We start from the raw sequence: 24907 nt of genomic DNA, 5'->3' as shown, positions 1-24907 counted from the left end.
TCCAGTTTCTCTATGGCCGGTGGCGCGCCATCACTGGTTCACCGCAACTGGGCCCCGGCCTTCGCCGGGGAACACAAGCGGCGAGGACGGATCACTCCGCCGCGACCCGCATCGGCTCCGCGCCTTCCATCGGCTTCAGGCCCAGCTTGGCGAACAGCGCGGCGTCGGCATCATCGCCCGCATTGCCCGCGGTCAGCAGCTTGTCGCCGGTGAAGATCGAGTTCGCCCCCGCCAGGAAGCACAAAGCCTGTGTCGCCGCCGACATGCTCTCGCGGCCCGCCGACAGGCGGACCATGCTCATCGGCATGGTGATGCGCGCGACGGCGACGGTGCGAACGAACTCGATATCGTCGATCCGGGCGAGCGGCGTGTCGGCGAGCATGTCGCCCAGCACCGTGCCCTTGACCGGCACCAGCGCGTTGACCGGCACGCTCTCCGGGTGGCGCGGCAGGGTGGCGAGCGCATGGACGAAGCCCACCCGGTCGCCGCGCGTCTCGCCCATGCCGACGATGCCGCCGCAGCACACCGAGATGCCCGCCTCGCGGACGTTGGACAGCGTTTCCAGTCGGTCCTCGAAGCAGCGCGTCGTGATGACGTTGGCGTAGTTCTCCGGCGAGGTGTCGATATTATGGTTGTAATAGTCGAGGCCCGCTGCGGCCAGCCGCTGCGCCTGGGGCGCATCGAGCATGCCCAGCGTCATGCAGGTCTCCAGCCCCATGGCCTTCACGCCCTCGACCATGGCGACGACCTTGTCCATGTCGCGCTCCTTCGGGCTGCGCCAGGCCGCGCCCATGCAGAAACGCTGCGAACCCGCCGCCTTGGCCTCGGCCGCCGCCGCCAAAACGGCGTCGACGTCCATCAGCTTCTCGGCCTTCACGTCGCTTGTCGCCGAGGCGCTCTGCGAGCAATAGCCGCAATCCTCGGGACAGCCGCCGGTCTTGATCGAGCAGAGCGTGCACAGCTGCACCTCGTCCGCCGCGTGATGCGCGCGGTGCACCTCGGCGGCACGGAACAGCAACTCGGTGAAGGGCAGGTCGAACAGTGCGCTGATCTCGGCCCGGGTCCAGTCGGTGCGCAGCGCGGTGGTGGTCGTCATTCCGTATCGTCCTGTCATTCGCCCGTCTCGGGCGGCATATTATGGCCCAGCAGCCTCAGCACATCTTCGGCCGCTTTCACAAGATTGGTCCCGGGGCCGAAAATCGCCTGCACCCCGGCATCATAGAGCGCCTGATAGTCCTGTGCGGGAATAACGCCACCCGCGATGACCTTGATATCGGCACGCCCTGCGTCGCGTAAGAAGCCGATCAGCTCGGGGATCAGCGTCTTGTGCCCGGCCGCCAGGCTGGAAGCGCCGACCACATCGACATCGCGGGCCAGTGCGAGTTGCGCGGCCTCCTCGGGCGTCTGGAAGAGCGCGCCGGGGACAACCTCGAAGCCCAGGTCACCGAACATCGAGGAGACGAGGTTGGCGCCCCGGTCATGCCCGTCCTGGCCCATCTTGGCCACGAACAGCCGGGGCTTGCGGCCGAGGCGGCGCTCGACGGCTTCGACGCCGCGAAGAAGGCGGGCCCAGCGTTCGTCCTCGGCATAGGCGCCGCCGTATACGCCGGATACCGGGGTCGGCTGGGTGCCGTAGCGGCCGAAGGCATCCTCCAGCGCGGCCGAGATCTCGCCCAAGGTCGCGCGCGCACGCGCCGCCTCGACGGCCAGTGCGAGGAGATTGCCTCCCATTCCTCCCTGAGCTTGCTCGGGGAGGGAGACCGCAGCCGAAGGCTGTGGTGGAGGGGCGGCAACCTCATCCCCCGCCCCTCCACCATCGCTGGCGCGATGGTCCCCCTCCCCAAGACGAGCTTGGGGAGGATTTTGGGCGGCGTTGCGCAGGGCATCGAGTGCCGCTTGGGCTGCCGCCTCGTCCCGCGCCGCCTTCACGGCCGCGATCCGCGCCACCTGTCCGGCGCGCACCGCATGATTGTCGATGTCCAAAATCTCGACCGGCGCTTCGTCGGCCAGCCGGTACTTATTGACCCCAACGATGACATCCTCGCCCCGGTCGACCTTCGCCGCACGCGCCGCCGACGCTTCCTCGATCATCGCCTTGGGCCAGCCCGCCGCGACCGCCTTGGCCATGCCGCCCTCTGCCTCAATCCGCTCGATCAATTCCCAGGCGCCGTCGACCAGCGACTGGGTCAGGCTCTCGACGTAATAGCTGCCGCCCAAGGGATCGACGACCTTGGTCATCCCCGTCTCTTCCTGCAGCACGATCTGCGTGTTGCGCGCGATCCGGGCGGAGAAGTCGGTGGGCAGCGCGATCGCTTCGTCCAGCGCGTTCGTATGGAGCGATTGCGTCCCGCCCAGCATCGCGGCCATCGCCTCGATCGTGGTGCGGATGACGTTGTTATACGGGTCCTGCTCGGTCAGCGACACGCCGCTGGTCTGGCAGTGGGTGCGCAGCATCTTCGAGCGCTCGTCCTGTGCCCCCAGCTGGGTCATCGCCCGGTGCCACAGCACCCGCGCCGCGCGCAGCTTGGCGACCTCCATGAAGAAGTTCATGCCGATCGCGAAGAAGAAGGACAGGCGGCCTGCGAACTTGTCGATGTCGAGGCCCGACGCCACGCCGTATTTCACATACTCCATGCCATCGGCGATGGTGAACGCCAGCTCCTGGAGCTGCGTCGCCCCGGCCTCCTGCATATGATAGCCGCTGATCGAGATGCTGTTGAACTTGGGCATCTCGGCCGAGGTATAGGCGAAGATGTCCGAGATGATCCGCATGCTCGGCTCAGGGGGATAGATGTACGTGTTGCGGACCATGAACTCCTTGAGGATATCGTTCTGGATGGTCCCTTCCAGCTTGGAGCGGTGAACGCCCTGTTCCTCGGCCGCGACGATGAAGAAGGCCAGCACCGGGATCACCGCGCCGTTCATCGTCATGCTGACCGACATGGCATCCAGCGGGATACCGTCGAACAGGATCTTCATATCCTCGACCGTGTCGATCGCGACGCCCGCCTTGCCGACATCGCCGGTCACGCGCGGGTGGTCGCTGTCGTAACCCCGGTGCGTGGCGAGGTCGAAGGCGACCGACAGCCCCTTCTGCCCCGCCGCCAGATTGCGGCGGTAAAAGGCGTTGGATTCCTCGGCGGTCGAGAAGCCCGCATATTGCCGGATCGTCCAGGGGCGGCCCGCATACATGCTGGCGCGCACGCCGCGCGTGAACGGCGCGAAGCCCGGCAGGCCGGGATCGGTGGTCACATCGGCGGCGGTGTAGAGCGGCTTGACCGTGATCCCCTCGGGCGTCTGCCAGTCGAGGTCGCGCCCCTTCACCTCTCGCGCGGCAAGGGCTTCCCAGTCTGACAGCTCAGGGCGTTCGGCCATCGGCCACTCCTCATCCACTCTTATTTTATTTCACTAGAGCGAAATTATCATACCCGCGCAAGTCTCACCGCCCGAGGAAACGCGGTGGACGCTTCTCGAAAAAGGCCCGGCCGCCCTCCTCACCATCCTGCGTCGCGCGGGCGGCGCGTTGGTCGTCGGCCTCGCGGGCCAGCGCGGTGGCATAGTCGCTGTCGAACCCGGCGTGGAGCGCGCGGCGCATCAGCCCCAAGGCCACGCTCGGCCCCGCCGCCAACCGCTCGGCGAGCGCCAGCGCCTCGCCGTCGAGGGCATCGTCGGCGACGACCTTGTGGATCATGCCCCAGTCGAGGGCCTTGGCCGCCGCCACCCGCTCGCCCAGCATCATCATCTCGGCGGCCCGCGCCCGGCCGATCAGGCGCGGCAGCATCCAACTCGCGCCGCCATCGGGAACGAGGCCGATATTGACGAAGGCGTGGAGGAAATAGGCATTCTCGCTCGCGACGCAGAAGTCGGCGGCGAGCGCCAGGCTGCACCCGATCCCCGCCGCCGCGCCCCGCACCGCGCTGACCACGGGAATGGGCAGGTCGGCGAGCGTCAGCATCGCGAGGTTGTAATGCTCGACCAGCGCGCGGTGGACGGTATCGGGCCCGACATCGCCACCCGATATGTCCGCGCCCGAGCAGAAGGCCCGCCCCTCGCCCGCGATTAGCACAGCACGGGCGTCGCCGCGTGCGTCGAGTGCTTCGCGGATCGCATCGAACAGCGCGGGCGGCGCGGCATTCAGCCGCTCGGGCCGGTTGAGCGTCAGGACCAGCACATCCCCCCGGCGCTCGACGCGCAGCATGGTGTCGCTCAATGATCGTCTCCCGGCGTTTCCATCAGTTCGACCAGCACCCCGCCCATGTCGTGCGGATGGAGGAAGACGACCGGCGTACCATGCGCGCCGATACGCGGCGGGCCCAGCAGCGTCGCGCCCTTGGCCTGAAGATCGGCGACGGCGGCGGGGATGTCGGCCACCTCGAAGCACAGGTGATGCTGCCCACCGGCCGGGTTCTTCTTCAGGAAGTTGGCGATAGGCGAGGTTTCGTCGAGCGGCTGGATGAGTTCGATCTGGGTGTTGGGCGCGTCGATGAAGCACACCCGCACGCCTTGCGGCGGTAGATCGAAGGGCTCGCCGATCGCGTCCGCGCCGAGAAGATGGCGATAGGTCTCGACCGTCTTCTCGATCGACGGCGTGGCGATACCGATATGGTTGAGACGGCCGAGGGTCATATCGTATCCTTCGTCATTGCGAGCGCAGCGAAGCAATCCAGGGTCTCGCGCGGCGCACTGGATTGCTTCGCTGCGCTCGCAATGACGGGGCAGAATGCGGAGTCATCCATGGGCGATCTGCTCGAACAGGTCATGCCAATACGGGTTCAATTCTTCGATCAACCGAATTTTGCGGGCACGCGACCCGCCCTTCAGCTGCTTCTCACGCAGGATCGCGGTTTCCATCGTTTCCGCCGCCTCGAACCAGACCAACGACTTGCAGCCATAACGCTGGGTGAAGCCATCGGCGACGCCTTCGCGATGCTGCCAGACCCGTTGTGCCAGGTTCGATGTCACGCCGACATAGATCGTGCCGTTGCGCTGGCTGGCCATGATATACACGGCTGGCTGTTTCACCGCGCCACCGCGTCATTGCGAGCGAAGCGCGGCAATCCAGGGTTCCACACGACGCCCTGGATTGCTTCGCTACGCTCGCAATGACGAGATTCAAAGCGGCAGATTGTCATGCTTCTTCCACGGGTTTGCCAGGTCCTTGTTGCGCAGCTTGCGCAGGCCCAGTGCGATCCGCCTGCGGGTCGAATGTGGCTGGATCACCTCGTCGACGAAGCCCTTGGACGCCGCGACGAACGGGTTGGCGAAACACGCCTCATATTCGGCGGTGCGCTCGGCGATTTCCTCGGGCGTCTTGCCCCGGAAGATGATCTCGACCGCGCCCTTGCCCCCCATCACCGCGATCTCGGCGGTCGGCCAGGCATAGTTGAGGTCGCCGCGTAAGTGCTTGGACGCCATCACGTCGTATGCGCCGCCATAAGCCTTGCGGGTGATGACCGTGATCTTGGGGACGGTGGCCTCAGCATAGGCGAACAGCAATTTCGCGCCATGCTTGATGATGCCATTATGCTCCTGCGCCGTGCCGGGCAGGAAGCCGGGCACGTCGACGAAGGTCACGATCGGAATCTCGAACGCATCGCAGAAGCGCACGAAGCGCGCCGCCTTGCGGGACGCGTTGATGTCGAGCACGCCCGCCAGCACCATCGGCTGGTTGGCGACGAAGCCGACCGTGCGCCCTTCGATCCGGCCGAAGCCGGTGATGATGTTGGCCCCGTGCGCGGGCTGCACCTCGAAGAAGTCGCCCTCGTCGACGACCTTCGACAACAGCTCGTGCATGTCATAGGGCTGGTTGGCGCTGGCCGGGATCAGCGTGTCGAGGCTTTCCTCGATCCGGTCCCAGGCATCGGCGGTCGGCCGCTCTGGCACGCCCTCGCGGTTGTTGGCGGGCAGAAAGTCGATGAAATCGCGCGCGGCGAGCAGCGCCTCGATATCGTCCTCGAACGCCACGTCGGCGACGCCGGTCCTGGTGGTGTGCGTCACCGCACCGCCCAGCGCTTCCTGGGTCACGACTTCGTTGGTCACCGTCTTCACCACATCCGGGCCGGTGACGAACATATAGCTCGAATCCTTCACCATGAAGATGAAGTCGGTCATGGCGGGCGAATAGACCGCACCGCCCGCACACGGCCCCATGATGAGGCTGAGCTGCGGCACCACGCCCGACGCCAGCACGTTGCGCTGGAACACCTCGGCATAGCCGCCCAGGCTGGCCACGCCCTCCTGGATGCGCGCACCGCCGCTATCGTTCAGGCCGATGACGGGCGCACCGACCTTCATCGCCATGTCCATGATCTTGCAGATCTTCTGCGCGTGTCGTTCGGACAGCGAGCCGCCGAAGACGGTGAAGTCCTGGCTGAAGACGAACACCAGCCGCCCGTTGATCGTGCCCGAGCCGGTCACCACGCCGTCACCGGGGACGACCTGTTCGGTCATGCCGAAGTCGGTGCAGTTATGCTCGACGAACATGTCGAGCTCCTCGAAACTACCCTCGTCGAGCAGCACGTCGAGCCGCTCGCGTGCGGTCAGCTTGCCCTTGGCATGCTGCGCGGCGACACGCTTCTCGCCCCCACCGGCGCGCGCGGCGGCGCGGCGGCGTTCCAGTTCGACCATCGTCGATGCCATGACCTCTCCTTCAATCTTTGCCGGGGCTTATGCCCGAGAGGTCGGGGGGATGGCAATCGCGGGGATTTCCGCTTTCGTAAGGGGAAGGGGCAGACGCGTGCCCAGCACGCTCCCCCTCCCGCAGGCGGGAGGGGGTCGGGGGGAGGGCTAGGAGTCTCACCGAGACCACCGCCTGTGGCCCTGCCCTCCCCCAACCCAGTTTCAGGTAAACGATGCCCCGCATCGTTTAGGTCATGCCGGGAGCATGACCGACCTGAAACTCGCCTGCGGGAGGGGAGTAAAGAAGGTCAGATGTCCAACGCCCAGCCGTCGCGGCCCTTGGGATCGAACGGCGCATTCGGCACGAACCGCTCCGCCCCCGCCCGCAGCCGCAACACGCTCCAATCGCCGCGCCGGTCGACCGTCTCCAGCACGCAGCCGCACGCCTCATACGCCGCGACCACATCGGCGCGCTGCGTTTCCAGCAACCCTGCCAGCACCAAGGTCGCCTCCGGCCCCGCGATCGCGGCCAGTTCGGGCGCCATCGAGATCAGCGGCCCGGCCAGGATATTGGCGATCACCAGATCATAAGGTGCCGCCGCCATGATCGGATCGGCGAGCGCCCCGTCGGCGACGATCAGTTCGACCCCGTCGACGCCATTGATCACGGCATTCTCGGCGGTCACATCGATCGCGATCGGATCGATGTCGGTCGCGACGACCTTCGCCTCCGGCCAGAGATGCCGCGCGGCAAAGGCGAGCAGGCCGGTGCCCGTGCCCACGTCGATCGCGTTCTTGACGCTCTCCCCGGCCATCGCATCGAGCATGGCGAGACAACCGCTGGTCGTCTCGTGATGCCCGGTGCCGAACGCCCGGCCCGCCGGGATATGGAAACCGCGCAAGCCCTCCGGCACCGCCTCGTCGCCCGTGTGGACGAAGAAGCGCCCGACCGAGAGGGGCTCCAGCCCCGCCTGGCTCATCGTCACCCAGTCCTGCGCCGCCAGATGCTCGACCGTAGCGGGATGGTCGCCCGCGCTCGGCGCCAGCGCGCGGATCGCCGCGATCGTCGCGGCATCCGGCTCGGCCTCGAAATAGGCGTCGAGCCGCCAATGCTCGCGGTCGTCCTCCACCTCTTCGGTGGTCATGATGACCGCGTCGATCGCCAGATCGTCGGCGGCGTCGATCGCCTCCGCCTCGTCGCGGGTGCAGGGTAGGGTCAGCTTCCAGCTGTCAGCGGACATAGCTGGCTCCGTTCACGTCGAGGACCGCGCCGGTCATCGAAGGGGGCGCGTCGGTGCACAGGAAACGGACGGTCGCGGCGACCTCCTCGGGGCTGGCGACGCGGCCCAGCGGAATGTCGGCGAGCAGCTTCTCGCCGCCACGGCTGGCCAGATAATCGTCGGCCATGCCGGTCATGGTGAAGCCGGGGCAGACGGCGAAGGCCAGGATGCCTTGCGCAGCATAGCCCCGCGCGATCGTCTTGGTCATCGCGACCATGCCGCCCTTGGACGCGGCATAATGCCAGTGGGCAGGGCTGTCGCCCCGGTACGCCGCGCGGCTGGCGATGTTGACGATGCGGCCGCCGACCCCACGCGCCTGCCAGTGCAGAACGGCGAGGCGGCAGAGTTCGGCCGAGGCGGTCAGATTGACCTGCATCGTGCGCGCCCAGCTGTCCGACCAGTCGTCGGCGTCGAGCGGGCTGGCTTCAAAGATACCGGCATTGTTGACGAGCACGTCGATCGCGCCGCCGGCCTGTTCCAGCGCCTCGACCCAGAGCCGCGCGGGCGCGTCCGCCTGCGACAGGTCGGCGGCGATACCGCTGCGCGTGCCATGGCCCAAGACCCGCGTGTCGGGCAGTTCGCCCAAGGTCGATGCGATGGCCGCGCCGATGCCTCGGCTGCTGCCCGTTACCAATATCGTCGTCATGCCCCCGCCGTGCCGGGGGATCGCCGAAGCGTCAACCGGCACCTGGAATTCCTCCCCTGCAAGGGGAGGTGGCAGGGCGAAGCCCTGACGGAGGGGTGTCACCCTCTCGATAGCGGGACACCCCTCCGACGCGCTACGCGCGCCACCTCCCCTTGCAGGGGAGGAATTTGCGTCACGCCGCGACGCGGGCGACGAACTGGGTGGCGCTGGTCTTCAATTCGCCCAGCTGGGTGTCGAGGCTTTCGAAGCCGCGCCCAACCTGATCGATCTCCTGCGCGACATTCTCGGTATCGGCGCGGATCGCGGCGATGGTGTGCGACATCGAGTCGGCGGCGAGCGCGGTTTCGTCGACGGCCGCCGTAATCGCGGTCACCGTCTGCGCCTGCGCCTCCATGGCATAGCGGATATGCTCGGCCGAGGCCTGCAGCTCGTTGACGGTCGCCTTGATCGAGGCGTTGGTGTCGACCGTCGACTTGGTCGCGGCCTGAATCGCGGCGATCTTGGTCGCGATGTCGTCGGTGGCACGCGCGGTCTGGCTGGCGAGGCTCTTCACCTCCTGCGCGACGACGGCAAAGCCCCGGCCGGCATCGCCGGCGCGCGCGGCCTCGATCGTGGCGTTCAGCGCCAGCAGATTGGTCTGCCCGGCGATGTCGCGGATCAGGCCCAGGATCGATTCGATCGACTTGGCGTGGTCCGACAGCATCTCCGACATGCCGACCGCCTGGCCGGCCTGCGCGGCGGCGCGGTTGGCGACATCGGCGGCCTGGTCGACCTCGGCGCGGGCATCCTCGATCGCGCGGATGAGGCCTGCGGCGGTCTGCGCCGCCTCGCGCATCGCGACCGCCGACTGTTCGGCGGCGGCGGCGACCTCGCTCGACTTGCCCAGCATGCCGCGCGTCGACAGCGACGCCTCCTGTGCCTGACGACGCAGGTCGCGACCCTCGATCGTCGCATTCTCGACCACGGTCGCGATGCCGTTGCGGAAATCCCCCGCCAGCCGCTCGCGCTGCCGCTCGGCGGTCCAGCGCTCATAGCCGGCGAACAATTCGACGGTTAGTTCGGTCTCCATCCCGAACAACCGCATCAGCGTATCGATCAGCGCGGTGCGGCGCGGGTCTTCCTCCGGGATGACGTCGAGCAGCACCTTGAGCGCCGCCCGGTCGCTGGCGCAGGACATGGCCAGCACCTCCATGGGCGGCACGCCCGCGCCATAGGCGGCGGAAACCGAACGCCCGAGCGACTCGACCCAGTCGCGCCCCGCCAGATTGCAGAATCGGTTGCGCAGATAGGCGCGCCCCGCCGTCCGCTGCCGGTCGCGGTCGAGCGGCGACCATTCGGGCTGGTGCGGATTGGCCGTGCGCCAATGCTGCCAATAGGCGTCGATCACCTCGTCGGCGCGCGGATCGATCAGCGGCCAGAGCTCCGACGCCAGCCGGACAAGCGAGCCGTCGCCCCCGTCAAAGGCGCGAATCCGCGTGTCGAGGTCGATCTCGGCGGTGATGATCGTGGACGATGGCAGGTCGGACTTCAAAACGCGGCTCCCTTGGTGTCGGGCACACTGGCACGCGCCGGGCCCATGGGAACCCGACGCCTGCGACTCTGACCCGGAAAGCGTTAAGGGCGCGTTAGCCGCGTTGCGGAGGGGCCGGCGGCATGCGAAACATCCGCCCCAGGCTTGCGCAAATGCGCCTCGCGACTTGCATCCTGACGGCGTCTTCACCATAGGCGTATCCGCAAACCAGCCCGACCTTAGACTGTTCGAGGATCTGCCCTTGGCCGCCCGCAACACCGCACGCCCGCTTTCCCCGCACCTCCAGATCTGGAAATGGGGCCCCAACATGCTGGTCTCCATCCTGCACCGCGCCACCGGCACGGGCATGGCGACCGTGGGCACGGCGTTGCTCGTGTGGTTCCTGGCGGCGGTTGCCGCCGGCCCCGAAAGCTATGCGACCTTCCGCGACGTCTTCACCGTCCAGTCGGGTCGTCTCAACATCATCGGCTATATCGTCGGCATCGGCCTGACCGCCTGCCTGTTCCAGCACATGGCCAACGGCATCCGCCACCTGTTCATGGATGTGGGCGCAGGCTTCGAGCTGAAGTCGAACAAGCGTCAGGCGCAAGCCACCATCGTCTTCGCCGTCGTGATGACGGTGGCCTTCTGGCTCTATCTGGGGATCAAGTGATGCGTTCCGGAACCGCGATCGGCCGCGTACGCGGCCTGGGCTCGGCCAAGTCGGGCACCCATCACTGGCTCAACCAGCGCCTGACGGCGGGGTCGAACTTCCTGCTGGTCGTCTGGCTGCTGATCTCGATCCTGCGCCAGCCGTCCTATGACTATGCCGCGATGCGGCTGTGGCTGGCCAATCCCTGGGCCGCCATCCCGATGGTGATGCTGGTCGCGTCGATCTTCTATCACATGCGCCTGGGCCTCCAGGTCGTGATCGAGGATTATGAGCAGGACCAGAACCGGGTCGCGCTGCTCGTCGTCATGAACCTGTTCGTCTTCACGACCGCCGCCATCGCCATCTTCTCGATCCTCAAGATCGCCTTCGGAGCCGCTGCATAATGTCTGCTGCCGCCTACAAGATCATCGACCACACCTATGACGCCGTCGTCGTGGGCGCGGGCGGTTCGGGCCTGCGCGCCACCATGGGTATCGCCGAGGCCGGCCTGAAGACCGCCTGCATCACCAAGGTGTTCCCGACGCGCAGCCACACCGTCGCGGCCCAAGGCGGCATCGCCGCCTCGCTCGGCAATATGGGTCCCGACCACTGGACCTGGCATATGTACGACACCGTCAAGGGGTCGGACTGGCTGGGCGACCAGGACGCGATCGAATATCTGTGCCGCGAGGCGCCCGCCGCCGTCTACGAGCTGGAGCACGCCGGCGTGCCGTTCAGCCGTACCGAAGAGGGCAAGATCTATCAGCGCCCCTTCGGCGGCATGATGCAGAATATGGGCGAAGGCCCGCCTGCGCAGCGCACCTGCGCCGCCGCCGACCGTACCGGCCACGCCATGCTGCACGCGCTGTACCAGCAGTCGTTGAAGTATGACGCGGACTTCTTCATCGAATATTTCGCGCTCGACCTGATCATGGACGATCAGGGCAATTGCCGCGGCGTGATCGCCTTGTGCATGGAAGACGGTTCGATCCACCGGTTCCGCGCCCACAATGTCGTGCTGGCGACCGGCGGCTATGGCCGCTGCTATTTCTCGGCCACCTCGGCGCACACCTGCACGGGTGACGGCGGCGGCATGGTGCTGCGCGCCGGCCTGCCGCTCCAGGACATGGAATTCGTGCAGTTCCACCCGACCGGCATCTACGGCGCGGGTGTCCTCATCACCGAGGGTGCGCGCGGCGAAGGCGGCTATCTGACCAACTCCGAGGGCGAGCGCTTCATGGAGCGGTACGCGCCGTCGGCCAAGGACCTCGCCAGCCGCGACGTCGTGTCGCGTTCGATGGCGATGGAAATTCGCGAAGGGCGGGGCGTCGGCAAGGAGGGGGATCATATCTACCTCCATCTCGACCATATCGACCCGAAGGTCTTGGCCGAGCGCCTGCCCGGCATCACCGAGACCGGCAAGATCTTCGCCGGTGTCGACCTGACCCGCCAGCCGCTGCCCGTCACGCCGACCGTCCACTATAATATGGGCGGCATTCCGACCAACTATCACGGCGAAGTCGTCCGCCTGAAGGACGGCAACCCGGACTCGGTCGTCCCCGGCCTGTTCGCGGTCGGCGAAGCGGCCTGCGTGTCGGTGCACGGCGCGAACCGCCTCGGCTCCAACTCGCTGATCGACTTGGTCGTGTTCGGCCGTGCAACCGGCCTGCGCATCAAGGACACGCTGAAGCCCGGCACGCCGCACGCACCGCTGCCCAAGGGCTCGGAAGAGCTGGCGCTCAGCCGTCTGGATCACTTCCGCAACGCCGCTGGCAGCGCGACCACCGCGTCGGTGCGCAGCGAGATGCAGAAGACGATGCAGCGCCACTGCGCCGTGTTCCGCACCGACGAGCTGCTGACCGAAGGTCGCCAGATGATCCGCGCCACCTATGACCGGATGAAGGACATCGGCATCAAGGATCGCTCGCTGATCTGGAACACCGATCTGGTCGAGACGCTGGAGCTCGACAACCTGATCAGCCAAGCCATCGTGACGATGGAATCGGCGCTGAACCGCAAGGAAAGCCGCGGCGCGCACGTGAACGAGGACTTCCCCGATCGCGACGACGCCAACTGGATGAAGCACACCGTCGCGACCTTCGACGGCTGGGGTGGTCAGGGCGGCGGGGTCGAGATCGACTATCGCCCGGTGCACGACTACACGCTGACCGACGATATCGAGTATATCAAGCCGAAGAAGCGGGTGTACTAACGGCCCGGTTTTACGGTTCGTAATGAAGGGGCTGGCGAGCGATCGCCGGCCCTTTTTTCGTTTTGGCGGACGCGAATGCCCCCTCTTCTTCTCCCCTCCCGCAGGCGGGAGGGGCCGGGGGAGGGAAGGCCACAAGCGACGTCGCCCGTGGAAGGAGCCCTCCCCCATCCCCCTCCCGCTTGCGGGAGGGGGCGTGCCCAGCTCAGACGATCAGCGCAGACAAGAACCGCTCCCCTTCTTGCTCCCCTCCCGCAGGCGGGAGGGGCTGGGGGAAGGAAAGCCACAGGCGACGTCGCTCGTGGAGAGAGCCCTCCCCCATCCCCAGTTTCAGGTAAACGATGCCCCGCATCGTTCAGGTCATACCGGGGGCATGACCCACCTAAAACTCGCCTGCGGGAGGGGGCGAGCCCAGCCGCACGCCATGGAGCCCCTCAACCGCCCCCTTCCGTAATCATTTCGGCAGCGCAGCGGAACGCCAGCGGCGGGGATGGGTTCACTCGGCATGTCCGCATCCGCTATGCTTTCGCCCATGCTGGCCGACCTTGCCCCGCCCCCGCCCCGCCTGTCCGCGACGGACAGCCTGTTCCTCGACTTCGACGGCACGCTGGTCGACCTCGCCGACAATCCCGAAGGGGTGCACGTCAGCCGCGACCTCGCCGACCGGCTGGACGCGCTGGCCGCCCATATGCCCGGCCGCCTCGCCATCGTCAGCGGCCGCTCGATCGCGCAACTCGACGCGCTGTTCGGCCCGCAGGCCGAGCACTTCACGCTGGCGGGTAGCCACGGCGCCGAACGCCGCAGCCCCGAGGACGGCCACGACCAGCCCGAAAAGCCCGCCCATCTCGCCACCGCGACCGACGAAATGCGCGCGGTGGCCGAGGCCAACGACCTGTATTTCGAAACCAAGAGCTTCGGCGCCGGGCTCCACTACCGCCGCAACCCTGATGCGGAGCCGCTCGCCCTGCGTGAAGCCACCGCCATCGCCGAGCGCCACGGCCTGACCCTGCAACCCGGCAAGATGATGGTCGAGGTCCGCCTGCCCGGCGACAAGGGTCAGGCGATCGAGACGCTGATGCAGGCACCGGCCATGCGAGGGACGGTCCCAATCTTCTTCGGCGACGACGTGACCGATGAGGACGGCTTCGAAGCCGCCGCCCGGCTTGGCGGCGCGGGTGTGCTGATCGGCCCGATGCGCGAGACCGCCGCCCGTTACCGCCTGCCCGATGTCGCCGCCGTCCATTCATGGCTCGCCCAAGCGCTGGAGAATGCCGAATAATGCAACAGGACATGAACCTCTGGCCGATCGGCAATTGCCAGGTGTCGGCGCTGATCGACTCGACCGGGCGTTTCGTCTGGGGCTGCGTGCCGCGCGTCGATGGCGATCCGGCATTCTGCGCGCTGTTGGGCGATGGCGAGCCGGAGACGGGGTACTGGTCGATCGACCTAGAGGACCGGGTCTCGACCACCCAGGGCTATCTGCGCAACACCCCGATCCTGGTCACCACCCATATGGACGACCGGGGCAACGGCATCGAGATCACCGATTTCTGCCCGCGCTTCTCACGCGAGGGCCGCGTCTATCGCCCGACCAGCTATGTGCGGATCGTCCGGCCGATCGGCTCCCCCCGCATCCGCATCGCGCTGCGGGTCGCGACCGATTGGGGCACGCCCACCGAGCGTACCCAAGGGTCCAACCATATCCGCTATCTGATGACGCAGCAGACGCTGCGCCTCACGACGGACGCGCCGGTCGGCCATATCGCCGCCGAACAATGGTTCCGGCTGGAACGCCCGATCCACATGTTCCTCGGCCCCGATGAGAGCTTTGCGGGCGTGCTGAGCGAGGCGAGCCGCGCCATGCTGGAGCGCACCACGCACGAATGGCATCACTGGGTGCGCGGCCTGGCGACCCCGGTCGAGTGGCAGGCGGTCGTCATCCGCGCCGCGATCACGCTGAAACTGTGCCAGCATGAGGAAACGGGCGCGATCGTCGCGGCGCTGACCACGTCGCTGCCCGAACATGCCAATTCGGGGCGCAACTGGGATTATCGCTACTGCTGGATCAGGGACGCCTATTACACGGTGCAGGCGCTCAACCGGCTGGGCGCACTCGACGTGCTGGAAGGGTATCTCGAATATCTGCGCAACATTGTCGATGCGGCCAAGGGCGGGCATATCCAGCCGCTCTACGGCGTTGGAGGCGAGCCCACGCTGGTCGAACGGATCGAGACCAAGCTGCCCGGCTACCGCGCCATGGGGCCGGTACGTGTCGGCAATCAGGCCTATGAGCAGATCCAGCACGATGCCTACGGCCAGATCGTGCTGTCCGACGTGCAGGCCTTTTTCGACACCCGCCTGTTCCGCATGTCCGGCGTCGAGGATTTCCACTCGCTGGAACGCGTCGGCGAGCGCGCCTGGGCCAAGTACGACCAGCCCGATGCGGGCCTGTGGGAGCTGCGCACCAAGAGCCATGTCCACACCTACTCGGCCGCGATGTGCTGGGCGGCGTGCGACCGGCTCGCCAATGCCGCACAGGCGCTGGGTCTCGAGGAGCGCCGTGCCTTCTGGCAGGAGCGCGCCGACCTGATGCGCGAGACGATCGAGCAGGCCGCGTGGCGCCCCGAGACGCAGCGCATGTCGGCGACCTTTGGCGGCGACGACCTCGACGCCAGCATCATCCAGCTGCTCGACCTGCGCTTCCTGTCGCCCGACGATCCCCGCTTCCGCTCGACGCTGGACGCGGTGGAAAAGGGCCTGCGCCGGGGCAGCCACATGCTGCGCTATGCGACCGAGGATGACTTCGGCCTGCCGCATACCGCCTTCAATGTCTGCACTTTTTGGCTGATCGAAGCGTTGTATGTCACCGGGCGTCATGACGACGCCCGCGCGCTGTTCGAGGAGATGGTGGCGCGCTGCACCCCCGCCGGGCTGCTGTCCGAGGATATCGACCCGAATACGGGCGAGCTGTGGGGGAATTATCCGCAAACCTATTCGCTGGTCGGCCTGATCAACTGCGCCGTCCTGCTGAGTAAACCATGGAGTGCCGTGCGATGAGTCGCCTGATCGTCATCTCGAACCGGGTCCAGCCGCCCACCACCGGGCCGGGCGGAAATCAGGGCGGGCTGGCGGTCGCACTCCTCGCCGCGCTGCGCGAACAAGGCGGTATCTGGTTCGGCTGGTCGGGGGAGACCACCGAGGAATTCAGCGGCCATATCAACTTCCAGCAGGGCGGCGGCGTCACCACCGCGACCATCGACCTGGAAGAGCAGGATATCGACGAATATTATAACGGCTATGCCAACCGGACGCTGTGGCCGCTCTTCCACTATCGCATCGACCTGACCGAGTTCGAGCGCGACTTTGATTCCGGCTATGCCCGCGTCAACGAGCGCTTCGCCGATACCGTCCAGCCGCTGATCGAGCCCGACGATCTGGTCTGGGTCCATGACTATCACCTGATCCCGCTGGGCCGCGATCTGCGCAAGCGGGGGTTCAAGAACCGGATCGGCTTTTTCCTCCACATACCCTGGCCGCCCGTGCGGCTGCTGATGTCGCTGCCCAGCCATCGCAAGCTGGTGGAATCGCTCTTCGCCTATGACGTCGTCGGCTTCCATACCGAGGATTGGCTGGACAGCTTCCGCGACTATGTGACCAAGGAGCTGGGCGGGACGCTTGGTGACAATGGCGAAGTGACGTGGAACGGCCGCACCATCCAGGCGATCCGCGCGCCGATCGGTATTGAGACCAAGGAGTTCGAGGCGGCCGCCAATGGCCATGACGCCCGCTTCGCGCGCGAACGCATGTATATGTCGGCGACCGGCCGTAGCCTGATCGTCGGGGTCGACCGGCTGGATTACTCCAAGGGGCTGGCCGAGCGCTTCCTAGGCTATGAGCGTTTCCTGCAAAGCAATCCGGAGCGGCGCGCGCTGGTCTATATGCTCCAGATCGCGCCGCCCAGCCGCGAGAAGGTGAACACCTATCAGGAGATTCGCGCCAATCTCGACTCGCTGTCGGGGCGGATCAACGGCGAATATGCGGATATCGACTGGGTGCCGATCCGCTATGTAAACAAGGGGTTTCCGCGCCCGGTGCTGGCGGGCATCTATCGCGCGGCGCGGATCGGGCTGGTCACGCCGTTGCGCGACGGGATGAATCTGGTCGCCAAGGAATATGTCGCGGCGCAGGACCCCGATGACCCCGGCGTGCTGATCCTGTCGCGCTTCGCGGGTGCGGCCGAGCAGCTGAAGGACGCGGTTCTCATCAACCCCTATAGCGCGGAGGAAATGTCCGACGCGATCGTCCAGGCACTGACCATGCCGCGCGACGAGCGCATCCGGCGTTGGGAAAGCCTGATCGACAATGTCCGGCGCGAGGATGTGTTCTGGTGGTGCGAGCTGTTCCTGACGGCGCTGCGCGGGGACGGGGTGAAGGCCGAAGCCAAGGCGATCGAGGCGGCGACCCACTGATCCTCCCCGGCACGGGGAGGTGGGCCAGCCGCAGGCTGGTGGAGGGGGCGTGCCCCTAGAGCGGAATAACGTCAGTTTGACCCAAGCCGTCATTGCGAGCGTAGCGAAGCAATCCAGAGCGTCTTGCCTGGACACTGGATTGCTTCGCTACGCTCGCAATGACGAAGCCACCTCATGTCATCCTTCTCTAGGTATGCCCTACGCGGCTACCCCCCCTCCTCCACCGCTTCGCGGCGGTCCCCCTCCCCGTGCCGGGGAGGAATGGAATGCTCCAACCGCCGCCTCGGCAGCGCCTCGGGCATTTCCTGCCGGATATATTCCAGCAACCCCTCGCGAATCTCGCAGCGCAAGTCGAACGCGGTCGAGGCATCGCGCGCGGTCATCAACCCGCGCACCTCGATCGAATCGGGCTTCACGTCGGTCACCTGCATATTGAAAAACCGCCGGTCCCAGCGTGTGCTCGCCTCGACCAGTTCGCCCATCTTCGCGCGCAACCGGGGAATGTCCGCCGCCGGGTCGAGATACCAGAAGACCGATCCCAGCAACTGGCTGGTCTCGCGTGTCCAGTTCTGGAAGCTGTTCTCCAGGAACTTGGCGACCGGCACCACCAGCCGCCGCTCGTCCCAGATGCGCACCACCACGAAGGTCAGGTGGATCTGCTCGATCCGCCCCCATTCATTGTCGATGATGACCACGTCGTCGAGGCGGATCGGCTCGGTAAAGGCCATCTGCACGCCCGCGATCAGGTTCTTGAGCGCGGGCTGCGCGGCGGCACCGACGACGAGGCCGGCGATACCCGCCGAGGCCATCAGTGTGACGCCGATCGTGCGGATGCCGGGCACGCTGAGCAGCATCAGGCAGACGGTCAGAAACACGATCAGGAAGATGCCGATCCGCCCCAATATCTGCGCTCGCGTCCGCTTGCGCCGGGCACGGAGATTATCCTCGACGCTGATATCGGCACGCAGATAGACGACGCCCTGCAGCGCGCGCAGCGCCGCTACCGCCAGCCAGCCGAGCAACGCCGGCACGCAGAAGCCCAGCGCCTGCCGCCAGATCTCACGCCCGTCGCTCGACATCGGCACCAGCCGCATCGCGAAGCTGACCGCGATGGCGATCGCGACCCAGCGGAGCGGCTGGCGGATATGTTCGAGGACCAGATCGTCGCTCTGGCTGGCGGTGCGCCGCGCGGCATGGCCCGCGACGCGCATGGCGACCGCATGGACCAGCACCGCAATCAGCACCGCCGCCGCGATGATGAGGACATGTTGCAGCCACAGCCATTCGGCCGGAATGTCGAGCGATCGAAGCCAGCGCATGGGGGGCTAAAGGGTCAGCGAGGCGAATGTTCCCATTTCGGTGAGGGATTCCTGTGGCCTTCAACTTCGCTCAGGCTGAACGGGTTTCAGTACCAACCTCCGTTCAGCCTGAGCGTAGTCGAAGGCCACGCCCCACCCCCGCCCAGTACAAACCCAACCCCGCCTAACGCAAAAACGCCCCCCGACCAAAGCCGGAGGGCGTCTTCAACGAACGGATCACCGCGCCGGGCGAACCGCGCCCGTGGGGGCCGGGACCGGAGCCCCGGCAGGCGGCGGGGGCGGCGCCACGGGGGCGCTCTGCGGTGCGGCACCGTTGGCCGGCGGCGGGGGCGGGGGCATCATGCCCGAACCGCCGGCGCCACCCGGTGCGCAGCCACCCGGCGGGGGCGGGGGCGGCGCGCCCGGACCACCCGGCGCCCCGGGTCCGCCCGGACCGCCGGGGGGCGGAGGCGGCGGCGGGCCGTCACCGCGCGGACCACCAGGACCGCCCGGACCACGCGGCCCACCCGGCGGGGGCGGGGGCGGACCGACCGGGGTCACCGTCCCCTGCGGATTGACCAGATACTGGGCATGCATCACGCCGTCGTCATAGCGGCCTTGCACCATCACGTTGCTGCCGACCGCCGGCATGGCATCGCGATTGCTGGCGACCATCGCGCGGCCGGTGGCGTCCTGCACCACGAAGCGGTCGCCGAAGACTTCGGCCACCCGCCCCTTGGCGGTGACGACGCCGCCGGTCGAGGCCAGCTTGGCGATCGGCGTCGGCGTGGTCGGCGCCATGGTGACGGTCGGCCGGGTCATCGAGACGGCGGCGGCGCCACCGCCGGCGCCCAGCGCGATCAGGACGGTCGCGGCGGCGGCCAGCGGCGCCTTGCCCTGAAGGCGGAGATTCGAAACATTCCATCGAGACATGGTCTGAGGCTCCTTGGTTGATGCGCCCCTTTTAAGTGATTCGCCGCGATGCCCGCTGAACCACGCGGTTCAGATTGGGTTTAGCCTTTGGCGGGATAGCCCGGCATCGGGGGCAAAGGGGAAGACAAGCACGTCATGCGTATCCTGTTGGTCGAGGATGATCCGGATCTGGGCCCCGCCATCGCCCGTGCGCTGCGTGCCGAGCATTGCGCGGTCGACCTGTTCGACAGCGGCATCGATGCGGGCCATGCCGGCGATACCGAAATCTATGACGCTGCCGTCCTCGACCTCGGCCTGCCCGATGGCGACGGCATGACGCTGTTGAAGGCGTGGCGCGATGCCGGCCGCGCCCTGCCCGTGCTGATCCTGACCGCGCGCGACGGCTGGTCGGACAAGGTGGCGGGTTTCAAGGCGGGAGCGGACGACTATCTGACCAAGCCCTTCCGCGTCGAGGAACTGGTCATGCGACTGCGCGCGCTCGTCCGCCGCGCGGCGGGGCATGCGCAACCGCGCCTGACCTGTGGCCCCCTCTCCTTCGACAGCCAGACCGGACAGTTCGAGCTGGACGGCCTGCCACTGAAGCTCACCGCGTTCGAATGGCGGGTCCTATCCGCGCTGATGCTGCGCAAGGAGGCCGTCATTCCCCGGCTCGAACTGCTCGAACGCGTCTATGAGGGCGATGCCGATGTCGATTCCAACAGCCTGGAGGTGATCGTCGGGCGGCTGCGCAAGAAGATCGGGCCCGAGCTGATCGAGACGGTGCGCGGGTTGGGCTATCGTCTGACCGGCGGGGATGCGGGATGAGGCCGCGTTCGATCCGGGGGCGGATGATCCTGATCGCGGCGCTGGCGATCCTGGCGTCGCTGCTGATCGCCGGCTGGGCGCTGGCCGGCGCGCTGGAGGGCTTCGTCACGCGCGGTCTGGACCAGCGGCTCGATTCGCAGATCACGCTGCTGGCGAGCGCGGTCGATGACCGCGGCACGGTGGATCGCGCCCGCATCGCGCGGGTGCGCGGCATGCTGGAGGGCGAACCCGGCTGGCGCTGGCGGATCAGCGGCCCCGATGGCACGCTGGGCTCGGCTGACTTTCCGCCGCTGGCGATGCTGCATCCCCCGGGACCGCCCCCCGCCGGCGAGGCCGGCCCCGCCGCGCCGCCGCCCGGTCCGCTGCCGCCAGACGCCGCCCCCGACCGGCCCAGCCCCGCCGAGGGGCGGACCGAACAGGGCGTCCGCGTCCATGCCCGCCAAGTCCGCCTGCCCAGCCCGCGCGGCCCCGTGACGATCAGCGCCGCCGCGCCGCGCGCGGTGGTCGCGCGTCCGATCCGCGCCGCGCTGCTGCCCCTGCTCGCCATGCTGGCCGGCCTCGGCATCCTGCTCGCGGTCGCCAGCCTGATCCAGCTGCGGCTGGCGCTGCGCCCCTTGCGCCGGTTGCGCGACGATGTCGCGGCGATCCGGGCGGGCGAGCGCGCGCGGGTCGGCGAGGACCAACCCGCCGAGTTGCAGCCGCTCGCCACCGAGCTCAACGCACTGGCCGCCGACAGCGAGCGCGCGCTCGCCACCGCGCGGACCTCGGCGGCGAATCTGGCCCATGCGCTCAAGACGCCGGTCGCGACCTTGGCGCTCGATCTGGCGGGCGATCCGGCGCGCGCGGCGCAGGTCGCGCGGATCGATGAGACCATCCGCCATCATCTCGCCCGCGCACGGGTTCAGGCAAGCGCCACCCGCGCGACGACAATGCTCGCGCCCGCCCTGGACGATCTGGCGACCGCCATCGGCCGCCTCCACGCCGATCGTGGCCTGACGCTCTCGGTACAGGTGCCCGGCGACCTGGCGGTGGCGCTGGATGCGCAGGATCTGGACGAGGTGGCGGGCAATCTGGTCGACAATGCGGCGCGCCATGCCCGGTCGGCGGTGACCGTCACCGCCGTAGCGGAAGGCCGCCAGATCCGGCTGACCGTCATCGACGACGGCCCCGGCATCCCCGAGGCCGATCGCCTCCGTGCGACGCAGGCCGGCGCACGGCTGGACGAGCGGGGCGATGGGCATGGCTTCGGCCTCGCCATCGCGCGCGAATTGGCCGAACTACACGGCGGACGGCTAATCCTCGACGAAGCCCCGGGCGGCGGGCTGTCCGCCACGGTGCTGCTGCCCCGCGCCGCCGGAACCGATTGAACAGGAGAGACGCGATCCCATGACGCCCCCGCCCCATCGCCACCGGTTCCGCCATCTGGCGCTGCTGCCCGCGCTCGCCTTGCTATTGCAGGCGCAGACGACGCCACCCTCGCCCGCCGACATTTACGGGCCGCTCTTCGCCGCGGTGCAGGAAGCGCGCGTCTTTCCCGACGGCAAGACCTTCGCCGATGCGGTCCCGCGCGAGGACCCGCAGGCGATCCTCGCCGCCTATCGCCGCGAGGGACCGCGCGACAAGGCCGCGCTTGCCGCCTTTGTCCGCCGGCATTTCGCGGTCCGGGGCGAGGATACACAGGCCAAGCCGCCCTTGCGCGCGCGCATCCGCGAACTGTGGCCGGTGCTGGGCCGCGCGCCCTTCGCCGCGACGCCGGGATCGTCGGCGCTGGGGCTGGACAGCGGCTATGTCGTGCCCGGCGACCGGTTCCAGGAGATGTATTACTGGGACAGCTATTTCACCATGCTGGGGCTGAAGGCCGATGGGCAGGCGCCGCTGGTCGAGGCGATGATCGCCAATTTCGTCGATCTGATCGAACGCTATGGCCATATCCCCAACGGCACGCGCAGCTATTATCTCAGCCGGTCGCAGCCGCCCTTCTTCGCGCTGATGCTGGACCTGTCGGACGATCGCGACCCCGCCCTCGCCAAGCGGCGGCTGGCGGCGCTGATCCGCGAGCATCATTATTGGATGGCGGGGGCGACGTGCCTCGATGCCGGCGGCGCGTGCCAGCATGTCGTGCGCATGCCCGACGGCAGCCTGCTCAACCGTTATTGGGATGCGCGCGACACGCCCCGCGACGAAAGCTGGCGCGAGGATCGTGAGACGGCGGCCAAGGCCGCGCCCCGGGCGGCCACCATCGTCCAGCGCGACCTGCGCGCGGCGGCGGAATCGGGTTGGGACTTCAGCTCGCGCTGGCTGGCCGATCCGATGCGGCTGGAGACGATCCACACCACCGACATCGTGCCGATCGATCTCAACAGCCTGTTGTGGATCACCGAAAACCGCATCGCCACCCGCGCCCGCGCGCTGGGCGATACCGCCACCGCCGACCGGTTTGAGGGGCTGGCCGCCCGGCGCAAGGCGGCGATCGACCGCTATCTGTGGGTGGCGGGCGAACGGCGCTTCGGCGATTGGGACCGGATGACGCGCCGCGCGACGCCGTCGCGAAGCGCCGCCGAACTGTTCCCGCTCTTCGCCGGCCATGCCAGCCGCGAACAGGCGCGTGCCGTCGCGGCGACCACCCGCGTGACCCTGCTCGGCGAGGGCGGCCTGCGCACCACCGGCATCCGCAGCGGCCAGCAATGGGATTCGCCCAATGGCTGGGCGCCGCTGCAATGGATCGCGGTCGAGGGACTGGGTCGCTACGGCGAACAGGCGCTGACCAGGGACATCGCCCGCCGCTGGGTCGCCACCGTCGCGCGCACCTATGCCGAGACGGGCAAGCTGCTGGAGAAATATGACGTCGAGGAACGCAAGCCCGGCGGCGGCGGCGAGTATCCGACGCAGGACGGCTTTGGCTGGACCAACGGCGTGACGGCGGCGATGCTCGAGCGCTGGCCGGATTTGACGCCTGAGAAGGCTCGCTAGTCTTCTGCTCCCCCTCCCGTAAACGGGAGGGGGTCGGGGGGAGGGCCGGGAGTCTCATAGGGACCATCGCCTGTGGCCCTGCCCTCCCCCGACCCCTCCCGCCTGCGGGAGGGGAGAAGAAAAGGGAGGCGCCCGCCAGCCCCTCCCGTTTACGGGAGGGGAGTAAGAAGGTCAGAAAACCCCCTCCCCCGCCCCGCCACATCGTGTAGCGGACGCCGCATGATCGACACCCCGCACGCCATCCTTGGCATCGACTTCGGCACCACCAACTCGGTGATCGCCCGCGCCGAGGGGGGAGAGTCGCATCTCGTCTCCCTCAAGGCTCCGAAGGGCGAGGACCCGGTCTTCCGTTCGGCGCTGTGCTTCTGGGAGGATGACGGGATCGAGGTCGAGGCGGGTCCCTGGGCGATCGCCGAATATCTCGACTTTCCCGGCGGCAGCCGCTTCATCCAGTCGTTCAAATCGGTCGCCGCCTCGCCGGTGTTCGAGCATGCGACCGTCTTCGACAAACGCTATCGCTTTGAGGAGCTGGGCCGCGCCTTTCTCGATCGGATGGCGGCGCGCAGCGGCGGGACGCTGGATGGCCGCGCGGCGCGGATCGTCGTCGGGCGCCCGGTCGAATATGCCGGCCATCGGCCCGACGAGGCACTGGCCCGCCAACGCTATGACGCGATGTTCGCGCGGCTGGGGGCGGAGATCCATTATGTCTATGAACCGCTCGGCGCGGCGTTCAGCTATGCCTCGCGCATTACCGAGCCCGCGACCGTACTGGTCGCCGATTTCGGCGGCGGCACCAGCGACTTTTCGGTGGTCCGCATCGCCGCGCCCGGCGCGCCCCGCCGCTGCGAGCCGCTCGGCCATGCCGGCGTCGGCATCGCGGGCGACCGGTTCGACCAGCGGCTGATCGATCACCTCGTCCTGCCGCTGCTGGGCGCGGGCGGGAAATATCGCTCGTTCGACAAGGCGCTGGAGATACCGCGCGGCTATTTCGCCGATTTCGGCGACTGGTCGCGGCTCGCCCTGATGCGCAACCGCAAAACGCTGGCCGAACTGGAAAAGCTGCGCCGTGCCGCGCTCGACCCGGACGCCATCGCGCGGATGATCGCGATCATCGAGGAGGAGCAGGGATACCGGCTCTATGACGCGGTCGGGCGGGTGAAGCGCGACCTGTCGGCCATGGAAGAAGCGAAGTTCCGGTTCGAGGGCGGCGGCCTGTCGATCGAGGCGGATGTGGCGCGCCGGGACTTCGAACGCTGGATCGCCCCCGATCTGGCGCGGATCGAACAGGCGGTCGACCGCGCACTGACCGCCGCCGAAACTGAGGCGGACGCGATCGACCGGGTGTTCCTGACCGGCGGCACCTCGCTGATGCCCGCGATCCGGCGGATGTTCGAAGCGCGGTTCGGGGGTGAGAAGATCGCGACCGGGGGTGAACTGACCTCGATCGCGCATGGCCTGGCGCTGATTGGGGAACAGGCGGATATTGGCGCCTGGGCGGTGTAATCCGTCCCTTATGTA

The 24907-nt window shown here is 67.8% G+C and carries 21 protein-coding genes; 10 read left to right on the top strand and 11 right to left on the bottom strand.

Going from position 1 to position 24907, the window contains the following annotated elements; all coding sequences use genetic code 11:
* Nucleotides 1–91: 91 nt before the first annotated feature.
* The 9 genes from bioB to ACQHGV_RS01710 all read right to left on the bottom strand — a co-directional run bounded on the left by bioB (nucleotide 92) and on the right by ACQHGV_RS01710 (nucleotide 10075).
* Complete coding sequence (bioB, locus tag ACQHGV_RS01750; RefSeq protein ID WP_440979204.1) at nucleotides 92–1096, bottom strand: biotin synthase BioB; 1005 nt, start codon at nucleotides 1094–1096, stop codon at nucleotides 92–94.
* 14 nt (nucleotides 1097–1110) lie between these two features.
* A complete protein-coding gene (gene scpA, locus ACQHGV_RS01745) occupies nucleotides 1111–3375 on the bottom strand; it encodes a methylmalonyl-CoA mutase (RefSeq protein ID WP_440979203.1) in 2265 nt (754 codons plus the stop codon).
* Nucleotides 3376–3439: 64 nt separating this feature from the next.
* Nucleotides 3440–4198, bottom strand: coding sequence for an enoyl-CoA hydratase-related protein (locus ACQHGV_RS01740; protein ID WP_440980107.1), 759 nt, complete (start codon nucleotides 4196–4198; stop codon nucleotides 3440–3442).
* A gap of 8 nt (nucleotides 4199–4206) precedes the next feature.
* Entirely contained in the window at nucleotides 4207–4626 is a 420-nt protein-coding gene (gene mce / locus ACQHGV_RS01735) for a methylmalonyl-CoA epimerase (RefSeq protein WP_440979202.1), read from the bottom strand.
* Between the two features lie 102 nt (nucleotides 4627–4728).
* Nucleotides 4729–4998 carry a GIY-YIG nuclease family protein gene (locus tag ACQHGV_RS01730; protein WP_440980106.1) on the bottom strand — a complete coding sequence of 90 codons (270 nt, stop codon included), beginning with the start codon at nucleotides 4996–4998 and terminating at the stop codon, nucleotides 4729–4731.
* Nucleotides 4999–5112: 114 nt separating this feature from the next.
* Nucleotides 5113–6639: an acyl-CoA carboxylase subunit beta gene (locus ACQHGV_RS01725; RefSeq protein ID WP_440979201.1), complete on the bottom strand. Its 1527-nt coding sequence runs from the start codon at nucleotides 6637–6639 to the stop codon at nucleotides 5113–5115.
* A 287-nt stretch (nucleotides 6640–6926) separates the two neighbouring features.
* On the bottom strand, nucleotides 6927–7859 hold the full coding sequence (locus tag ACQHGV_RS01720) for a 50S ribosomal protein L11 methyltransferase (protein WP_440979200.1): 933 nt from the start codon (nucleotides 7857–7859) through the stop codon (nucleotides 6927–6929).
* The gene (locus ACQHGV_RS01715; RefSeq protein ID WP_440979199.1) at nucleotides 7849–8544 is read right to left on the bottom strand and encodes an SDR family NAD(P)-dependent oxidoreductase; all 696 of its coding nucleotides are present in this window, start codon (nucleotides 8542–8544) and stop codon (nucleotides 7849–7851) included. The genes ACQHGV_RS01720 and ACQHGV_RS01715 overlap by 11 nt, the downstream gene beginning before the upstream one ends.
* 172 nt (nucleotides 8545–8716) lie before the next feature.
* Nucleotides 8717–10075 (bottom strand): methyl-accepting chemotaxis protein, encoded by a 1359-nt coding sequence (locus tag ACQHGV_RS01710; protein WP_240455959.1) that lies wholly within the window; start codon nucleotides 10073–10075, stop codon nucleotides 8717–8719.
* Nucleotides 10076–10316: 241 nt separating this feature from the next.
* Here ACQHGV_RS01710 and sdhC point away from each other — a divergent pair, with 241 nt between their 5' ends.
* The 6 genes from sdhC to ACQHGV_RS01680 all read left to right on the top strand — a co-directional run bounded on the left by sdhC (nucleotide 10317) and on the right by ACQHGV_RS01680 (nucleotide 17384).
* Nucleotides 10317–10727 carry a succinate dehydrogenase, cytochrome b556 subunit gene (sdhC, locus tag ACQHGV_RS01705; protein WP_440979198.1) on the top strand — a complete coding sequence of 137 codons (411 nt, stop codon included), beginning with the start codon at nucleotides 10317–10319 and terminating at the stop codon, nucleotides 10725–10727.
* A complete protein-coding gene (gene sdhD, locus ACQHGV_RS01700) occupies nucleotides 10727–11110 on the top strand; it encodes a succinate dehydrogenase, hydrophobic membrane anchor protein (RefSeq protein ID WP_183953154.1) in 384 nt (127 codons plus the stop codon). Before sdhC ends, sdhD begins: the two co-directional genes overlap by 1 nt.
* A complete protein-coding gene (sdhA, locus tag ACQHGV_RS01695; protein ID WP_440979197.1) occupies nucleotides 11110–12918 on the top strand; it encodes a succinate dehydrogenase flavoprotein subunit in 1809 nt (602 codons plus the stop codon). The genes sdhD and sdhA overlap by 1 nt, the downstream gene beginning before the upstream one ends.
* A 502-nt stretch (nucleotides 12919–13420) precedes the next feature.
* Nucleotides 13421–14194 carry a trehalose-phosphatase gene (gene otsB / locus ACQHGV_RS01690; protein ID WP_440979196.1) on the top strand — a complete coding sequence of 258 codons (774 nt, stop codon included), beginning with the start codon at nucleotides 13421–13423 and terminating at the stop codon, nucleotides 14192–14194.
* 11 nt (nucleotides 14195–14205) lie between these two features.
* Nucleotides 14206–15972, top strand: coding sequence for a glycoside hydrolase family 15 protein (locus tag ACQHGV_RS01685; protein WP_440979195.1), 1767 nt, complete (start codon nucleotides 14206–14208; stop codon nucleotides 15970–15972).
* Entirely contained in the window at nucleotides 15969–17384 is a 1416-nt protein-coding gene (locus ACQHGV_RS01680; protein WP_440979194.1) for an alpha,alpha-trehalose-phosphate synthase (UDP-forming), read from the top strand. The genes ACQHGV_RS01685 and ACQHGV_RS01680 overlap by 4 nt, the downstream gene beginning before the upstream one ends.
* Nucleotides 17385–17590: 206 nt before the next feature.
* On the opposite strand, the gene ACQHGV_RS01675 is transcribed toward ACQHGV_RS01680, so the two are convergent.
* Together ACQHGV_RS01675 and ACQHGV_RS01670 are read right to left on the bottom strand one after the other, a co-directional pair.
* Nucleotides 17591–18703, bottom strand: coding sequence for a mechanosensitive ion channel family protein (locus ACQHGV_RS01675; RefSeq protein WP_440979193.1), 1113 nt, complete (start codon nucleotides 18701–18703; stop codon nucleotides 17591–17593).
* A 216-nt stretch (nucleotides 18704–18919) separates the two neighbouring features.
* A complete protein-coding gene (locus ACQHGV_RS01670; protein ID WP_440979192.1) occupies nucleotides 18920–19615 on the bottom strand; it encodes a hypothetical protein in 696 nt (231 codons plus the stop codon).
* 135 nt (nucleotides 19616–19750) lie between these two features.
* On the opposite strand from ACQHGV_RS01670, the gene ACQHGV_RS01665 reads away from it, so the two are divergent.
* From ACQHGV_RS01665 to ACQHGV_RS01650, 4 genes are all read left to right on the top strand, one after another.
* On the top strand, nucleotides 19751–20419 hold the full coding sequence (locus tag ACQHGV_RS01665) for a response regulator transcription factor (RefSeq protein WP_440979191.1): 669 nt from the start codon (nucleotides 19751–19753) through the stop codon (nucleotides 20417–20419).
* Entirely contained in the window at nucleotides 20416–21786 is a 1371-nt protein-coding gene (locus ACQHGV_RS01660; protein ID WP_440979190.1) for a sensor histidine kinase, read from the top strand. Before ACQHGV_RS01665 ends, ACQHGV_RS01660 begins: the two co-directional genes overlap by 4 nt.
* Nucleotides 21787–21805: 19 nt before the next feature.
* The gene (gene treF, locus ACQHGV_RS01655; RefSeq protein ID WP_440979189.1) at nucleotides 21806–23389 is read left to right on the top strand and encodes an alpha,alpha-trehalase TreF; all 1584 of its coding nucleotides are present in this window, start codon (nucleotides 21806–21808) and stop codon (nucleotides 23387–23389) included.
* Nucleotides 23390–23608: 219 nt separating this feature from the next.
* On the top strand, nucleotides 23609–24892 hold the full coding sequence (locus ACQHGV_RS01650) for an Hsp70 family protein (protein ID WP_440979188.1): 1284 nt from the start codon (nucleotides 23609–23611) through the stop codon (nucleotides 24890–24892).
* Nucleotides 24893–24907 lie beyond the last annotated feature (15 nt).

It is taken from the genome of Sphingomonas pseudosanguinis, assembly GCF_052056765.1.
GTDB lineage: Bacteria > Pseudomonadota > Alphaproteobacteria > Sphingomonadales > Sphingomonadaceae > Sphingomonas > Sphingomonas pseudosanguinis.
Note: the sequence above shows the minus strand (reverse complement) of the source record. Positions and strands in the feature narration are given on the sequence as shown.

What these genes read in the sequence shown, in the direction of transcription:
- ACQHGV_RS01665 (WP_440979191.1), top strand. Translation starts at nt 19,751, where the DNA reads ATGCGTATCCTGTTGGTCGAGGATGATCCGGATCTGGGCCCCGCCATC.
- sdhA (WP_440979197.1), top strand. Translation starts at nt 11,110, where the DNA reads ATGTCTGCTGCCGCCTACAAGATCATCGACCACACCTATGACGCCGTC.
- ACQHGV_RS01725 (WP_440979201.1), bottom strand. Translation starts at nt 6,639, where the DNA reads ATGGCATCGACGATGGTCGAACTGGAACGCCGCCGCGCCGCCGCGCGC.
- otsB (WP_440979196.1), top strand. Translation starts at nt 13,421, where the DNA reads ATGTCCGCATCCGCTATGCTTTCGCCCATGCTGGCCGACCTTGCCCCG.
- ACQHGV_RS01740 (WP_440980107.1), bottom strand. Translation starts at nt 4,198, where the DNA reads ATGCTGCGCGTCGAGCGCCGGGGGGATGTGCTGGTCCTGACGCTCAAC.
- ACQHGV_RS01660 (WP_440979190.1), top strand. Translation starts at nt 20,416, where the DNA reads ATGAGGCCGCGTTCGATCCGGGGGCGGATGATCCTGATCGCGGCGCTG.
- ACQHGV_RS01670 (WP_440979192.1), bottom strand. Translation starts at nt 19,615, where the DNA reads ATGTCTCGATGGAATGTTTCGAATCTCCGCCTTCAGGGCAAGGCGCCG.
- treF (WP_440979189.1), top strand. Translation starts at nt 21,806, where the DNA reads ATGACGCCCCCGCCCCATCGCCACCGGTTCCGCCATCTGGCGCTGCTG.
- ACQHGV_RS01685 (WP_440979195.1), top strand. Translation starts at nt 14,206, where the DNA reads ATGAACCTCTGGCCGATCGGCAATTGCCAGGTGTCGGCGCTGATCGAC.
- ACQHGV_RS01675 (WP_440979193.1), bottom strand. Translation starts at nt 18,703, where the DNA reads ATGCGCTGGCTTCGATCGCTCGACATTCCGGCCGAATGGCTGTGGCTG.
- ACQHGV_RS01730 (WP_440980106.1), bottom strand. Translation starts at nt 4,998, where the DNA reads ATGGCCAGCCAGCGCAACGGCACGATCTATGTCGGCGTGACATCGAAC.
- mce (WP_440979202.1), bottom strand. Translation starts at nt 4,626, where the DNA reads ATGACCCTCGGCCGTCTCAACCATATCGGTATCGCCACGCCGTCGATC.
- bioB (WP_440979204.1), bottom strand. Translation starts at nt 1,096, where the DNA reads ATGACGACCACCACCGCGCTGCGCACCGACTGGACCCGGGCCGAGATC.
- ACQHGV_RS01650 (WP_440979188.1), top strand. Translation starts at nt 23,609, where the DNA reads ATGATCGACACCCCGCACGCCATCCTTGGCATCGACTTCGGCACCACC.
- ACQHGV_RS01720 (WP_440979200.1), bottom strand. Translation starts at nt 7,859, where the DNA reads ATGTCCGCTGACAGCTGGAAGCTGACCCTACCCTGCACCCGCGACGAG.
- ACQHGV_RS01715 (WP_440979199.1), bottom strand. Translation starts at nt 8,544, where the DNA reads ATGACGACGATATTGGTAACGGGCAGCAGCCGAGGCATCGGCGCGGCC.
- sdhD (WP_183953154.1), top strand. Translation starts at nt 10,727, where the DNA reads ATGCGTTCCGGAACCGCGATCGGCCGCGTACGCGGCCTGGGCTCGGCC.
- scpA (WP_440979203.1), bottom strand. Translation starts at nt 3,375, where the DNA reads ATGGCCGAACGCCCTGAGCTGTCAGACTGGGAAGCCCTTGCCGCGCGA.
- ACQHGV_RS01680 (WP_440979194.1), top strand. Translation starts at nt 15,969, where the DNA reads ATGAGTCGCCTGATCGTCATCTCGAACCGGGTCCAGCCGCCCACCACC.